This is a genomic window from Mycobacterium sp. 1245852.3 (assembly GCF_001669335.1).
Classification (GTDB): Bacteria; Actinomycetota; Actinomycetes; order Mycobacteriales; family Mycobacteriaceae; genus Mycobacterium; species Mycobacterium europaeum_A.
On the sequence record NZ_LZLL01000026.1, the window covers coordinates 26,531 to 41,250 of the forward strand.

Sequence of the window (14,720 nt, forward strand, 5' to 3'; positions counted from 1 at the left end):
ATGGTTGAGACGCCTATGTCAGACCTGCTGTGTGAACGCGCCAGCTTGCAGCCCGACGACACGGCATTCACCTTCGTCGATTACGAGCAGGACTGGAACGGCGTTGCTGAAAGCCTGACGTGGTCGCAGCTGCATCGGCGAACGCGCAACCTTGCGCGGCGGCTTCATGATTGCGGGTCGGCGGGTGACCGCGCCGTGATCATGGCCCCGCAGGGGCTGGATTACATTGTGGCGTTTCTCGGTGCATTGCAGGCGGGTCAGATCGCGGTTCCGCTTTCAGTGCCGTTAGGTGGCGTCAGCGATGAACGCGTCAGTTCGGTGCTGCGCGACGCGTCGCCAACCGTCATCCTCACAACGTCCCCGGCCGCGGAAACCGTTGCCGGGTATGTCCAGTCGCAATCCGGCGGATTAGTTCCATCCGTCGTAGAGGTTGACCTGCTGGACCTGGACGCCCGGACAGGATCCGGCCCGGGGCGCGAGAATCATTCAGAGCTGGCGTATTTGCAATACACGTCCGGATCCACCCGGCAGCCGGCCGGGGTCATGGTCTCTCAAGGCAATTTGCTGGCCAATTTCCGGCAGATCATGTCCGACTTCTGCGCGGAGCACGGCGGCGTCGCGCCGCCGGACACGACCATTGTGTCGTGGCTGCCGTTTTACCACGACATGGGTTTGATACTGGGAGTGTGCGCGCCGGTGCTGGGCGGAATCCGCACCGTGCTGACCAGTCCGGTGTCGTTTCTGCAGCGACCGGCCCGGTGGATGCAGTTGCTGGCCAAGGAAAGTCACGCGTTTTCGGCGGCGCCGAACTTCGCGTTCGAATTGGCGGCACGCAAGACGTCGGACGAGGACCTGGCCGGACTGGATCTAGGCGAGGTGCTGGTCATCCTCAACGGTAGTGAGCGCGTGCATCCTGCGACGCTGCGGCGTTTCATCGATCGGTTCGCGCGGTTCAATCTGCCCGACAACGCGGTACGGCCAAGCTATGGGCTCGCCGAGGCGACGGTGTACGCGTTGACTCGCACACCGGCACAGCCGCCCAAAATGGTGCACTTCGATCCCGAGAAGCTGGCCGCCGGCAGCGCGGACCGCTGCGAAAGCCCCACCGGTACACCACTGGTCAGCTACGGGGCGCCGCGGTCACCGATGATCCGCGTTGTCGACCCCGACACCAGGATCGAGTGTCCCCAGGGCACCGTGGGCGAGATCTGGATGCACGGTGGCAACGTCGCCTTGGGCTACTGGCGAAAGCCCCAGGAGACCGAACGCACGTTCGGCGATCGGCTGGTCGCTGCGTCGGACGGCACACCCGAAGCGCCGTGGCTGCGAACCGGCGACTCGGGGTTCATCTTCGAAGGCGAGCTGTTCATCATCGGCCGCATCAAGGATCTGCTGATCGTCTACGGGCGTAACCACTCGCCCGACGACATCGAAGCGACGGTCCAGGAGATCACCCGGGGCCGGTGCGCGGCGATAGCGGTCCCGCATGGGGGCATGGAAAAGCTTGTCGTGATCGCCGAAGTCAAAAACCAGCCCACGCCCCACGGAGAGGGGGCGAACAAGCTCGCCGTCGTCGAGCGCGAAGTGACCTCGGCAGTCTCCAACTCGCACGGCCTCGGCGTCGCGGATCTGGTTGTGGTGGCGCCGGGGTCGATACCGATCACCACGAGTGGCAAGGTGCGGCGTTCGGCCTGCGTCGAGCAGTACCGGCAAGGTCAGTTCGCCCGGTTGCGCGGTTAGGCGCTACCACCGGCGGGTCGCTGGGCGTTGCGCCTTTGACCAAGACGAAAGTCTAAATTGTCATTACCCACGGATTGATGCTCATCGCTGCTTCGAGACCGCCTGGTCGCGGCGCGTAGACGCTCTAGTGGGGTCCGCTCGCACTACCGAAAGACCTGCGATCCCCGCTGTTTTCTTGGCCTTTTAGCGGATGAGCTCAGTTCCGCTGGTCATTCTTCGACGTCCTTCTTTTTCGCTGCACCCCGAGACTTTCCCACCGGGCGCCAGCAGAATACGTTGCTGCCCTGACGATGCCAGAGATAGGTTTCCAGATCACCCAAGCTGGCATGCGACACAAATTTCCACATTGAAAAATCAGGTGGAGTCGATTTTCTGTGCATCGTCCCTCCCTTTCAGATGCTGGAGCCGACTCGACCAAAGCCGGCTGATCCCGGTCGCACACCCGTGGTTGGCGGCAACTTCGGAGCAGACAAACTCGCAAAAGTCGCGGCTGAAAGCGGGATAGCCAGTGCACAACACGGGGACCGGTTCCCCGACAGCAGAACGCCGCTGCAAGGAGCACGCCACGGCGCCCGCGGTGTAGTCCGGCGCGCGGCGGCTCCGCCAACCCAGCCGCCGCGCGCCGGTGGTTTAGCGGTCATGGTCGAATTCGACTTTGTTTCGACAACGTTCGGCGTTGCTTTGCAATCGGTCTATTAGCGCTGCTGGCGGTGGGATCGAGCTGTCGATTGTCATCCAGCGAGATCCCCGGCGACATGCGCAATTGCGTGTCATGCTGCGGAGCCTATGGCCGGCGCTGGTCTCGCCGGGCTAGGTGCGAGCCAAATAGAGTAGTGGCAGCGTCCAGTTAGCGTGTTGTTAACACAGAAAACACCCGCCGAGGCCGATCCAGCGCAGGGCATTCATTCCGGGCAAGAGTGGGTTCGGAACGAGCGTAGATAAAGACGCACACATTGCACCACGCAGAACTCGCAAGACCGGCGCTATACGCTGGGCACTTTCGCTAATGTCAATTTCAGCGGTGTGCAAGGGGCCATTCTCGGCTAATTCAGCAGCCTGCTGATTCAGCGCAGACCGGTGGCTCGACACCGCGATGCTGTCGGCGTCAACCGAGGTCACGCGCGCGGGCGATGCCCTCGAATGCCCGCACGGTAGGTTGGCGACCATGACATCGCTGCAGGACAAAGTCGTTTTCATCACCGGCGGTGCCCGGGGGATCGGGGCCGAGACCGCTCGGCGGCTGTCTGCCAGGGGCGCCAGGCTCGTCCTGACCGATCTCAACGAAACCGACCTGAAAACGCTGGCCGCCGAACTCGGCGAAGAACGGGTGTTGACGGCCGTCGCCGACGTGCGCGACCTGTCCGCGATGGAGTCCGCCGCCGCCCGCGCCGTCGAGCGATTCGGCGGCATCGACGTGGTGCTGGCCAACGCCGGCATCGCCAGCTACGGATCGGTGCTGCAGGTCGACCCCGACGCGTTCAAACGGGTGCTCGACATCAATGTGCTCGGCGTCTTTCACACCGTGCGCGCCACGTTGCCGGCGTTGATCGAGCGCCGCGGCTACGTGCTCATCGTGTCGTCGCTGGCCGCCTACACCGCCTGCCCCGGGCTGGCGCCGTACAACGCGTCCAAGGCCGGCGTCGAACTGCTGGCCAACGCGCTGCGGCTGGAGGTGGCCCACCTGGGCGTCACGGTCGGCTCGGCGCACATGTCCTGGATCAACACCGCCCTGGTCCGCGACACCCAGTCGGACCTGCCGGCGTTCAACCAGCTGCTGGCCAGCTTCCCGTGGCCATTGAGCAAGACGACGACCGTCGACAAGTGCGCGGCCGCCTTCGTCAAGGGGATCGAGCGGCGGCGCACCCGCGTCTACTGCCCACGCTGGGTGGCGCTGTTCCGTTGGGTCAAGCCGGTGCTGTCCAGTCCGGTCGGCGAAATGCCCCTGCACAAATCCACCGCCGAGCTGCTGCCCCAGCTGGACGCCCAAGTCGCCGCGCTGGGCCGCTCCACCAGCGCCTACAACCGCGACCTCGGCAGCTCCTAGCCGGTCGGGGCCGCGCGCTGCGACGCGACGGCCGCCACCCGCCGGCGCACCAGGAACCATCCGGCGCTCAGCGCCGGAATGACCACCACCACCGTCGCGATGGTCCAGGTGCCGGTGTCCTTATCGAACGCCATCATGACCAGGACGCCGGCCAAAAATGCCAGGGTGAGATACCCGGAATACGGGGCCCACGGCATCCGGAACTGCGGGCGTTCTACCTGCCCCGCCTTGGCCAGCCGGTAGAAGCGCAGCTGACACAGCACGATGGTGGCCCAGCTCGCGAGGATTCCCGGCGCCACGATGTTGAGCACGATCTCGAAGGCCTCGCCGGGGTTGACGGCGTTCAGGCCGATGCCGAGCAGGCAGATGGCGGCCGCCATCGCGATGCCGACGAAGGGCACCCCGTTCTTCGACATCCGGGTGGCGAACCGGGGACCGCTGCCGCTGGACGCCATCGAGTGCATGATGCGGCCGGTGGAATACAGCCCGGCGTTCAGGCTCGACAGGGCGGCGGTGAGCACCACGATGTTCATCAGGTCGCCGGCGCCGTGGAAGCCGATCTTGGAAAAGAAGGTGACGAAAGGACTTTCGGTGGCCTTGTAGGAGGTGTAGGGCAGCAGCAATGCCAGCAGCGCCACCGACCCGACGTAAAAGATCGCGATCCGCGCGATCACCGCGTTGATCGCGCGGGGCATGACCCGCTCCGGCTCGGCGGTCTCCCCGGCGGCCGTGCCCACCAATTCGATGGCGGCATAGGCGAATACGACACCCGAGGTGGTCAGCAGGACCGCCAGCACGCCGGAGGGAAACAGTCCGCCGTGATTGGTCCACAGGCTCAGTCCGGTGCTGTGGCCCTCGATCCGATACCGGCCCGCCAGGAAGACGATCCCGACCGCCAGGAAGGCCACCAGCGCGAGAACCTTGACCAGCGCCGCCCAGAATTCCAGCTCACCGAACCACTCCACCGAGATCAGGTTCATCGACAGCACCACGACGAGGGCCAGCAGGGCCAACACCCACTGGGGGATGGATTCGAAGGCCGTCCACCGCCGCAGGTAGGTGGCGATCGCGGTGGTGTCGACGATGGCCGTCATCGACCAGCCCAGGAAGTACATCCAGCCGATCGTGTAGGCGGCCTTCTCGCCGAAGAACTCTCGCGAATACGACACGAACGAGCCCGACGACGGCCGATGCAAGACCAACTCGCCCAGGGCTCGCAGGATGAGGAAGACGAAGACCCCGCACACGGCGTAGATCAGGAACATCCCGGGCCCCGCCTTGGCCAGCCGCCCGCCCGCCCCGAGGAACAGCCCGGAGCCGATCGCGCCGCCGATGCCGATCATCTGCACCTGGCGGGGCTTGAGTCCCATGCGGTAGCCGGCGTCTTCGCCGACTGCGCCAGCTGCGGGATCTGGGCCGGCTAGCGGAGCTGAACCGGCTACGGGATCGGGGTTGCCATCATCGGGCAACGCGGCCATAAAACGTCCAATCGGTAGGTCGCGACGCGATGCTTCCGTAGTTGATCGGCCGACGGCAAGTTCAACAGCGCTGTGAGCGTCAGCGCCCGAAGCCGGGGCGACGCCGGCGCAGGTAACGCTCGAACTCGGCGGCCAGCGCGTCGCCGTCGATCTTGCCCAGGGCGTCGTTCATGTCGACCTCGGCGTCGCCGCGTTGCTCGAGCGACAGCACGTACTCGGCGAGGTCCTCGTCCTCGGCCGTCATCTCGGTGACCGCCTGCTCCCATTCCTCGGCGTCCGTCGGCAGGTCGGCCAGCGGCACCTCGATGTCGAGGACGTCCTCGACGCGGCGCAGCAGGGCCACCGTGGCCTTCGGGTTCGGCGGCTGCGAGACGTAGTGCGGCACCGCCGCCCAGAACGTCACCGCGGGAATCCCGGCGGCCACGCAGGAGTCCTGGAACACCCCGGCGATGCCGGTCGGCCCCTCGTAGCGGCTTTCCTCGAGGCCGAAGCGTTTCGCCGACTCGGGGGAGTACGCCGCGCCCGACACCGGAACCGGCCGGGTGTGCGGGGTGTCGGCCAGCAGGGCGCCCAGGATCACCACCGTGTCGACGTTGAGCTTGTCGGCGATGGCCACCAGCTCCGCGCAGAAGGTCCGCCAGCGCATGTTGGGTTCCACCCCGTGCATCAGCACGACGTCGCGGTCGCTGCCCGGCGGGCGACAGTGCGAGATCCGCATCGCCGGCCACACCAGCTCGCGGGTCACCCCGTCCACCTGCCGGATCACCGGGCGATTCACCTGGTAGTCGTAGTAGGCCTCGTCGTCGATCTCCAAGATCGGGTCCGCTTCCCAGATGGCCTCGAGGTGTTCGAGCGCGTCGCTGGCCGCGTCGCCGGCGTCGTTCCAACCCTCGAACGCGGCCACGACGACGGTGTGGTGCAGTTCCGGCAGCGCGCGGCCATCCGACCCACGATCCGGGAATGTCACAGAATCAGCGTACGGCCTCTGTGCCGGTAAGGATGCGGCCTGCCGGGGACTGCCGGGCCATTTGCATAGAGCCACTATCCTTGTGGGGTGACTGCCGCTAACCGACACACTTGTCGACGGTGGTGGTCTTGTTCAGCGGCCAGGGCAGCCGCGCGAGCAGCTCGGCGAACGCGGGCAGGTCGGCCTTGGTGTCGCGGACCAGGGCGGTGTCGATCCAGGACATGTGTGCGGAGCCGACCGCAACCCCGCGATGTGCCAGCTCCAGCCGCAAGGCGTCGGCGAAGATCTCGATCCCGGCCTTGGACGCGTTGTACGCCGCCAGCCCCGGGGCCGCCGCGTACGCGGCCAGCGACGAGACAATCAGCACGTAACCGCGGCTGTCTATCACCGCTGGCAGCGTGGCGCGCACGGTGTGAAAGGTGCCGAGCACGTTGACGTCCAGCACCCGCTCGAACGCCGCCGGATCGACCTGCAGCACCGAGCCGTAACTGGCGATGCCGGCGTTGGCCACCACGACGTCGATGCCGCCGAAGCGTTCGACGGCCTGGGCGGTGGCGGCCTGCATGGCGGCCAGGTCGCGCACGTCGGCGACGACGGTGTGCGTGCGATCCTCGCCAAGTTCGGCCGCCAGGGCCGCCAGCTCGGCTTTGTCGAGATCGGTCAGCACCAGCTTGGCGCCCCTGTTGCGGAGCCGGCGGGCCACCTCGGCCCCGATCCCGCGGGCGCCACCGGTGACAAACACAACTTTGCCGTACAGCGACGTCATGACGGAGAACGTACCCTTTCGATTTGACGGCGTCGCAGGAGCAACGGCGGCCGGTATTTCGTTGCTAGAGTTCCACTCCCAGCAGCGCGTCCACCGCGGTCGCCACCAGCGCCGGCGCCGCGGCGTCGTGACCACCGTACTCCAGGGCGTCGGTGGACCAACCATCAAGGGCGGCAAGGGCTTTCGGCGTATCCAGGTCGTCGGCCAGATACCGGCGCAGTCGGGCGATGACGTCGGTGGCGTCCGGGCCGGCGGGCAGGGCGGTCGCGGTGCGCCAGCGCTGCAGCCGGGCGATCGCCTCGTCGAGCACCTGCTGGCTCCAGAACCGGTCGGCGCGGTAATGCCCGGCCAGCAGGCCCAGCCGAATCGCCGGTGGCTCAACGCCTTCCGCGCGCAACGCCGACACCAGGACCAGGTTGCCGCGGCTCTTGGACATCTTGTGGCCGTCCCAGCCGATCATCCCGGCGTGCACGTAATGCCGCGCGAATCTCCGCTCCCCCCGGACACATTCGGCGTGCGCGGCGGTGAACTCGTGGTGCGGGAAGATCAGGTCGCTGCCGCCGCCCTGGATGTCCAGGCCGCTGCCGATGCGACTGAGCGCGATCGCCGCGCATTCGACGTGCCAGCCGGGCCGGCCCGGACCGAACGGCGAGGGCCAACTGGGCTCGCCCGCTCGCGCGGCCCGCCACAACACGGCGTCAAGCTCGTCGGTCTTGCCCGGGCGCTGCGGGTCGCCGCCGCGCTCGGCGAACAGCCGCAGCATGGTCTCCCGGTCGTAGCCGGACTCGTAGCCGAACTGCGGGGTGGCGTCGGCCCGGTAGTACACGTCGGCATACTCGCCCTCGATGACGTAGGCGGCCCCCGACGCGAGCATCTTCTCGACGAGTTCAACCACCTCGGCGATGGCCTCCGTCGCCCCGACGTACTCGCGAGGCGGCAGGATCCGCAGCGCGGCCATATCCTCTCGGAACAGGGCGACCTCGCGCTCGGCGAGCTCACGCCAGTCGATGCCGTCGCGGTCGGCGCGCTCCAACAACGGATCGTCGACGTCGGTGACGTTCTGCACGTAGTGCACGTCGTGGCCCAAATCCAGCCACTGCCGTTGGACGAGGTCGAACGCCAGATAGGTGGCCGCATGGCCCAGGTGCGTGGCGTCGTACGGGGTGATGCCGCAGACGTACATGGTGGCCTTCGATCCCGCGGCCACCGGACGCACCTGCCGGTCGGAGGTGTCATACAGCCGTAGCTCGGGACCGCGCCCCGGCACCACCGGAACGTCTGCGGAAGGCCACGTCTGCATAACGTCGACTCTAAACGTGCTCGGGATCAGCGAAATTCCTGCCGGATGGCACCGAGCAGGATCGGCGCCAGCTCGGCCCGGCACATGACGAAGTCAGGCAGGTACGGGTCGAGCTGGTTGTAGCGCAGCGGCGAGCCGTCCAGCCGCGAGGCGTGCATGCCCGCGGCCATCACCACGCCGGCGGGGGCCGCCGAATCCCACTCCCACTGGCCCCCCGCATGCACGTAGGCGTCGACATCTCCGTCGATGAGCGCCATCGCCTTGGCGCCCGCCGAGCCGATCGCCACCGGCTGGATCGGCAGCGTCTGGCGCATGCGGTGCAGCACGGCCGGCGGTCGCGTGGCGCTGACGGCAATCCGGAACGTATGCGGTACGCCGACCCGCGCCGCGTCGTCGGTCACGGTGTCACTGCGGTAGACCGTGTTGCCGCGGGCGGGCAGCGACACCGCGGCGTCGGTGATCTCGCGCTGGCCGTCGGTGGCTTCGCCAGTGGGGCGCTTCCAGAGTGCGATGTGGACCGCCCAGTCGTCGCGGCCCGGCGTGGAAAACTCGCGGGTGCCGTCCAGCGGGTCGATGATCCACACCCGGTCGTGTTTCAGCCGGGAAAGGTCGTCATAGGCTTCCTCGCTGAGCACGCCGTCATCGGGCCGCTCGGCGCGCAGCCGCTTCAGGATCAGCGCGTTGGCCAGGCTGTCGCCCGCGTCGCCCAGCGCCCACGGGTGACCGAATCCGATCTCCTCACGCACCTTGAGCAGCAGCTCCCCCGCGTCCGCGGCGAGATCGGCGGCCAGGGCGGCGTCCGTCATATCATCCGGGCCGCTCGTCACCGGTTCAGTATCGCCGACGGCCAGGCCGCCGCTAAAACGCCGGCCAGGGAATCGGGCGATGCCGGTTGGGTCCGGGCATCACCGGATTGTCCAGCAGCGCGTGCGCACGCCGGCGCAGCGCGCCGATCTCGGCGCGGGTGATGTGTCCGGCCAGCTCGTCGCCTAGCGGCCCGGTCAGTGCCCGGGCCAGCCCAGCGACCGCCTCGCACGTCTCGTCGTCGATCGGCTTGCCGGCCCAGCCCCACAGGACGGTGCGCAGCTTGTTCTCCACGTGCAGGCACACGCCGTGGTCGACGCCGTACACCTGCCCATCGATGCCGAACAGGATGTGGCCACCCTTGCGGTCGGCGTTGTTGATCAGCACGTCGAACACCGCCATCCGCCGCAGCCGGCTGTCGTCGGCGTGCATCAGTATGACCTCGTCGCCGGCGTAATCGTAGGCGCGCAGCACCGGCAGGTAGCCCGGCTGCAGCTTGTCGGCGGGAAACAGGTCGACCAGGTCCGGGCCCGGCCTGGGATCGGAATCGGCCGCGTCACCGGGTTGCTGCACCCACAGCTGCAGCATGCCCAGTCCCGCCGGCCCGTCGCGAATCACCGTGTAGGGCACGATGTTCCAGCCCAGCTGCGTCGAAACCAGGTATGCGCCGAGTTCGCGGCCGGCCAGCGTCCCGTCCGGAAAATCCCACAGCGGCGCCTCACCGGAGACCGGCTTGTAGACGCAGTGCACGCTGGACTCGCCCTGCGTCGACTCGCACAAGAAGGTCGCGTTGCTGGCCGAGCGGATGCGTCCGAGTACCGTCAGCTCGCCGGTCCGTAGCACCTCGCGCTCGTCGGTCTCGCTATTCCTCGGGGTCATCGTCGGGCCCGAGCAGCGCGCTGCGCTTATAGCCGTTGGTGCGGGCGCAGATGTGGCCCTCGGGGTCCAACGGTTCGTCGCACAGCGGGCACGGCGGACGTCCGGCCGAGATGACCCGCGTGGAGCGAGTGGCGAACTGCCGCGCCGACTCCGGCGTCAAAAACACCCGCACCGCGTCGGGCCCCTCCTCGGTGTCGTCGAGCACCACCGAGGCGTCGAACTCGGCGTCAGTCACCGCCAGCAACTCGACCACCACGGTCTGAGCCTCCGAATCCCAGCCCAGTCCCATCGTGCCGACCCGGAACTCCGCGTCGACCGGTGTGATCAACGGGTTGAGGTCGTCGATCTCGGCGGGCTCGGGCGGAACCGGCGTGCCGAACCTGCGATTGACCTCGAGCAGCAGCGCACCGATGCGTTCGGCGAGGACCGCGACCTGTTGCTTTTCCAAAACCACCGACACCACCCGGGAGTCGCCCACCGCCTGGATGTAGAAGGTGCGGTTTCCGGGCTGCCCAACGGTCCCGGCCACGAAGCGGTCGGGTGTGCGAAAGACATGAATTGCGCGGGCCATGGCACCTCCAAAATACCGGCTGCTGCCGCCGCCGTGCGATTCGATTGCCCGCCTTGAGCGGAATTAATCAGTCGATCCGCCGACCACCGCGTCGCTGGACGGCGCCGCTTCGGCCGGCTCGGTTTTCGCCTCGCCGTTCGGCTCACCGTGAGCCTCACCGTCCTTGGACTCTTCCATGGGCGGGGGCCCGGCCCGCAATGCGGCGGCCAGCCGCGCGCCGGTGTGGTTGACGTGCAACACGAACGGCCGCAGCGGGGTGTAACGGATGACACTGACCGAGCCCGGGTCCGCGGTGACCCGTTGGAACCCGTCCAGGTGCATGCCGTAGGCGTCGGCGACGACCGCCTTGATGACGTCGCCGTGGGTGCAGGCCACCCAGAGCGCGTCGCCGCCGTGCTCCTCCGCCAGCCGTCGGTCGTGTTCACGCACGGCGGCGACGGCGCGCGCCTGCACCTGGGCCAGGCCCTCGCCGCCGGGGAACACCGCCGCGCTGGGGTGGGCCTGCACCACGCCCCACAACGGCTCCTTGGTCAGTTCGCCGATCTTGCGGCCCGTCCACTCCCCGTAGTCCACCTCGGCGAGCCGATCGTCGGTCAGCGGCTCCACGCACAGCGCTTCGGTGAGCGGCTCGACGGTGCGCCGACAGCGCAGCAGCGGCGAAGTGACCACGGCCCGGATCGGCAGGTCACCGACCCGATCGATCAGGCCGGCGGCCTGCTCGCGGCCCTTGTCGTCGAGGTCGACGCCCTCGGAACGCCCGGCCAGGACGCCGGCGGTGTTCGAGGTGGAGCGGCCATGCCGCAGCAGGATGACGGTCATGTCGCCGCGACCCTCGCTGGAACCGCAGTCACGACGACGACGGTACCCGGTTCGGATCGCCGCGAAGGGCTCTGATTAGCGCGAGACCGGGACGGCGTGGGCGACCGAGTCGCGCACCGCGGCGGTCAGGCTGCGTTCGTCGGTGAGGTCGATGTCGACCAGGCTGCGAACGCCGCGGGCGACCACGTCCTCGGCCTGCGGAACCGGGCCGGACAGCCGCGGCCGGTAAACTTCGACGACGAGTGAGCGATGCTCGATGTGGAACGAAAAGCTGCGTCCATCACCGGTTTGTCCGTACCCGCTGGCAAAGATTCCTGTCGTCAGGTCTTCGACAGCAAACTCTCGATCCGTGGTATGCCGGTCAGCGATGACGGTCATGACGCGACGATACCTCTCCAGCCCGACGGGATGCAGGCAACATGGCCATATTGGATGCGAAACCGTTCCTTAAAATTTGACTTTCGTTTCGACCACACAAGGGAGAATCGTTGCTGAGACGGCAGAGGTGCGACAAAACAAGACTTCAGTCGCGCTTGGCTATGTTGCTGCCTTTGCTGGCCGTGGTCGCCTGTTGTTCGTCTAATCCGCTCAATGGCGCCCCGCCGACGATCGAACCGGCGCGGCCCGCCCAGTCGCCGCCGGCGTCGCAGAACCCGGCCGGCACGGTGCGGCCGCTGGATGGCCACGCCGCCGCGGCAATCTTCGACGGCGCCACCCACCAGCTGGCCGTCCTGGTTCCCGGCGCCGACCCTGCGGCGCCCGCCAGCCTCGCCGAGTTCGGGGAACCCGGGGCCGCGCCGCGCCTGATCGCCCTGCCGGGCCCGGCGACCGCGCTGACCGGCGACGGGCGCGGCAGGGCCTACCTGGCCACCCGGGGCGGCTACTTTGCGGTCGACCTGGCCGCGGGCCACGCCACCGCGGTGCCCGTGGCCAACGCCCAGCAGACGGACTTCACCGCGATCGCCCAACGCGCCGACGGCAGGCTGGTGCTGGGCACCGCCGACGGCGCCGTCTACACCTTTGCCTCCTTAACGCCGGAAACGGTCACGAGCGCCACCATCGGGAGCCGCAACAAGATTTTCGCGCACGTGGATTACCTTGCCGCGCAAGGCAATACGATCGTGGTCCTGGACCGGGGGCAGACCTCGGTGACGACGATCGGCGCCACCGGCCGGGCCGAGCAGGCGCTGCGGGCCGGCGAGGGCGCGACCACCTTGGCCGTCGATCCGCTGGGCCGGGTGCTGGTCGCCGACACCCGCGGCGGCCAGCTGCTGGTCTATGGCGTCGACCCGCTGATCCTGCGTCAGGCCTACCCCGTCCGGCAGGCCCCCTACGGCCTGGCCGGGTCGCGCGGACTTGCGTGGGTGTCCCAGACCGCTTCCAACGTCGTCATTGGTTACGATCTGTCAACCGGAATCCCCGTCGAAAGGGTGCGATACCCGACCGTGCAGCAACCCAACTCGCTGGCATTTGACGAAGCGTCGGACACCTTGTACGTGGTGTCGGGGTCGGGTGCAGGCGTCCAGATCATCGAGCACGCGGCGGGTGCGCGTTGACCGCGCCGCGGTGGGGCCGGCTCCCGGCGGGCTGGGACACCGAGATGTCCGACGAATACGAGTGGATACCGTTGCGGCTGCCGCCGGAAGTCACCCGGCTCAGCGCGTCCACCCGGCTGTCCATCGAGGCCGAATATCGCGGGTGGGAGCTGACGCGGGTGCGGCTCTACAACGACGGTACTCGACGAGTCTTGTTGCGCCGCAAGAAGTCCCGCTCCGACATCCGACGGCCCGACCAGCCGGAGTTGTGATGTACCGGCTGCTACGCCGGCTGTTTTTCTTGATCCCACCCGAGCGCATCCACACGCTGGTTTTCGGCCTGCTGCGTGGCGTCACCGCGGCGGGCGCGGCGCGGCGGCTGCTGCACCGGGTACTCGCCCCGACCGATCCGGTGCTGGCCAGCACGGTGTTCGGGGTGCGGTTCCCCGGACCGCTCGGGCTGGCCGCCGGATTCGACAAGGACGGCATGGGCCTGCTGACGTGGGGCGCGCTGGGTTTCGGGTACGCCGAGGTGGGCACCGTCACCGCGCGGCCCCAGCCCGGCAACCCCATCCCCCGCCTGTTCCGGCTGCCCGCCGACCGTGCCCTGCTCAACCGGATGGGGTTCAACAACCGCGGCGCCGGTGAGCTCGCGATCCGGCTGGCCCGCCACCGGCCCGAGGTACCGATCGGGGTCAACATCGGCAAGACGAAGGCGACCCCGGCCGCCGACGCGGTCAGCGACTACCGGGCCAGCGCCCGGCTGGTCGGCCCGCTGGCGTCGTATCTGGTGGTCAACGTGAGCTCGCCGAACACGCCGGGACTGCGCGACCTGCAGGCGGTCGAGGCGCTGCGGCCCATCCTGTCCGGCGTGCTGGCCGAGACCTCGAAGCCGGTGCTGGTGAAGATCGCCCCGGATGTCTCGGACTCCGACATCGACGACATCGCCGACCTGGCCGTCGAGTTGGGGCTGGCCGGCATCGTCGCCACCAACACCACGGTGGCGCGCGGGGGCCTGGCCACGCCGGGGGTCGACCAGCTGGGAGCGGGAGGCATCTCGGGGCCGCCGGTGGCGCGCCGCGCGCTCGAGGTGCTGCGCCGGCTCTACAACCGAGTCGGGGACCGCCTGGTGCTGATCAGCGTCGGCGGCATCGAGACCGCCGACGACGCGTGGGAGCGGATCACCGCGGGCGCCTCGCTACTGCAGGGCTATACCGGCTTCATCTACGGCGGCGGCTTGTGGCCCAAGCACATTCACGACGGCATCGCCCGACGCCTGCGCGACGGCGGGTTCGCCTCGCTGGCCGATGCGGTGGGATCGGCGGCGCGGGAGCCGGGGCGGCCGCCCGGCTAGGCTAGCGAAGGCGAGTGGGCGCCGGACAGAACCCGGAGGGGTCGAAGGTGACGAAGCACACGACCTACGTCATCGCGTCCACGCCTCGTTCGGGTAGTTCGCTGCTGGCCGCCGGCCTCGTCGCGACCGGAGTCGCCGGGCGGCCCGAGGAGTACTTCACGCCCGACCACATCGGGGCGTACAAGAAAGATTTGAACCTGCCGACGGATTGCTCCTGGCCCGACTACCTCGCCAAGGCGATGGCCTTCGCGGCGACCGAGAACGGGGTCCTGGGCGTGAAAATCCATTGGCGGCATGTCGTCGCACTGGCGCGAGCCCTCGGCTTTCGCGGCGACCCGGGGGACGTTTTCGAAACGCTTTTCCCCGCAGCCTTTTTCGTCAATATCGTCCGTGCCGATCCTGTTGAAGCCGCCGAGGAGCTGGCTCAAGCCGCTGCCCAGGCTGCCCAGCAGCCCGGTCCCCG

Annotated in this window: 14 protein-coding genes and 1 pseudogene; 6 read left to right on the forward strand and 9 right to left on the reverse strand. The window is 68.1% G+C overall.

The window, feature by feature from the left end; genetic code table 11:
- Positions 1–1,740, forward strand: a complete 1,740-nt coding sequence (locus A9W96_RS01085; RefSeq protein WP_067137470.1) for an AMP-binding protein — start codon at positions 1–3, stop codon at positions 1,738–1,740.
- Positions 1,741–2,905: 1,165 nt separating this feature from the next.
- Positions 2,906–3,784 carry an SDR family oxidoreductase gene (locus A9W96_RS01090; protein WP_066867513.1) on the forward strand — a complete coding sequence of 293 codons (879 nt, stop codon included), beginning with the start codon at positions 2,906–2,908 and terminating at the stop codon, positions 3,782–3,784.
- Here A9W96_RS01090 and A9W96_RS01095 read toward each other — a convergent pair.
- The 9 genes and pseudogenes from A9W96_RS01095 to A9W96_RS01135 form a co-directional block, all read right to left on the reverse strand.
- Positions 3,781–5,154, reverse strand: a complete 1,374-nt coding sequence (locus tag A9W96_RS01095; RefSeq protein WP_156765068.1) for an amino acid permease — start codon at positions 5,152–5,154, stop codon at positions 3,781–3,783. The genes A9W96_RS01090 and A9W96_RS01095 overlap by 4 nt on opposite strands.
- 187 nt (positions 5,155–5,341) lie before the next feature.
- On the reverse strand, positions 5,342–6,229 hold the full coding sequence (locus tag A9W96_RS01100) for a PAC2 family protein (protein WP_197499362.1): 888 nt from the start codon (positions 6,227–6,229) through the stop codon (positions 5,342–5,344).
- A 106-nt stretch (positions 6,230–6,335) separates the two neighbouring features.
- Positions 6,336–6,995: pseudogene (locus A9W96_RS01105) on the reverse strand (SDR family oxidoreductase); the annotation flags it as partial.
- A 64-nt stretch (positions 6,996–7,059) separates the two neighbouring features.
- Complete coding sequence (gene mshC / locus A9W96_RS01110; protein WP_067137448.1) at positions 7,060–8,295, reverse strand: cysteine--1-D-myo-inosityl 2-amino-2-deoxy-alpha-D-glucopyranoside ligase; 1,236 nt, start codon at positions 8,293–8,295, stop codon at positions 7,060–7,062.
- A 26-nt stretch (positions 8,296–8,321) separates the two neighbouring features.
- Complete coding sequence (locus tag A9W96_RS01115; protein ID WP_067137452.1) at positions 8,322–9,101, reverse strand: 3'(2'),5'-bisphosphate nucleotidase CysQ; 780 nt, start codon at positions 9,099–9,101, stop codon at positions 8,322–8,324.
- Between the two features lie 52 nt (positions 9,102–9,153).
- Entirely contained in the window at positions 9,154–9,978 is an 825-nt protein-coding gene (locus A9W96_RS01120) for an SCO1664 family protein (RefSeq protein ID WP_369830809.1), read from the reverse strand.
- Positions 9,962–10,549, reverse strand: a complete 588-nt coding sequence (locus A9W96_RS01125; protein WP_067137455.1) for a DUF3090 domain-containing protein — start codon at positions 10,547–10,549, stop codon at positions 9,962–9,964. The genes A9W96_RS01120 and A9W96_RS01125 overlap by 17 nt, the downstream gene beginning before the upstream one ends.
- Before the next feature lie 63 nt (positions 10,550–10,612).
- On the reverse strand, positions 10,613–11,368 hold the full coding sequence (locus A9W96_RS01130; protein WP_067137457.1) for a histidine phosphatase family protein: 756 nt from the start codon (positions 11,366–11,368) through the stop codon (positions 10,613–10,615).
- Positions 11,369–11,443: 75 nt separating this feature from the next.
- The gene (locus A9W96_RS01135; protein WP_067137459.1) at positions 11,444–11,746 is read right to left on the reverse strand and encodes a hypothetical protein; all 303 of its coding nucleotides are present in this window, start codon (positions 11,744–11,746) and stop codon (positions 11,444–11,446) included.
- A gap of 161 nt (positions 11,747–11,907) precedes the next feature.
- On the opposite strand from A9W96_RS01135, the gene A9W96_RS01140 reads away from it, so the two are divergent.
- The 4 genes from A9W96_RS01140 to A9W96_RS01155 all read left to right on the forward strand — a co-directional run.
- A complete protein-coding gene (locus A9W96_RS01140; protein ID WP_067137462.1) occupies positions 11,908–12,924 on the forward strand; it encodes a YncE family protein in 1,017 nt (338 codons plus the stop codon).
- Positions 12,921–13,175: a DUF5703 family protein gene (locus A9W96_RS01145; RefSeq protein ID WP_067137465.1), complete on the forward strand. Its 255-nt coding sequence runs from the start codon at positions 12,921–12,923 to the stop codon at positions 13,173–13,175. The genes A9W96_RS01140 and A9W96_RS01145 overlap by 4 nt, the downstream gene beginning before the upstream one ends.
- Positions 13,175–14,257, forward strand: coding sequence for a quinone-dependent dihydroorotate dehydrogenase (locus A9W96_RS01150; protein ID WP_067137467.1), 1,083 nt, complete (start codon positions 13,175–13,177; stop codon positions 14,255–14,257). The genes A9W96_RS01145 and A9W96_RS01150 overlap by 1 nt, the downstream gene beginning before the upstream one ends.
- A gap of 14 nt (positions 14,258–14,271) precedes the next feature.
- Positions 14,272–14,720 (forward strand): Stf0 family sulfotransferase (locus A9W96_RS01155; protein WP_231999557.1); only part of this gene is annotated, 449 nt, incomplete at its 3' end.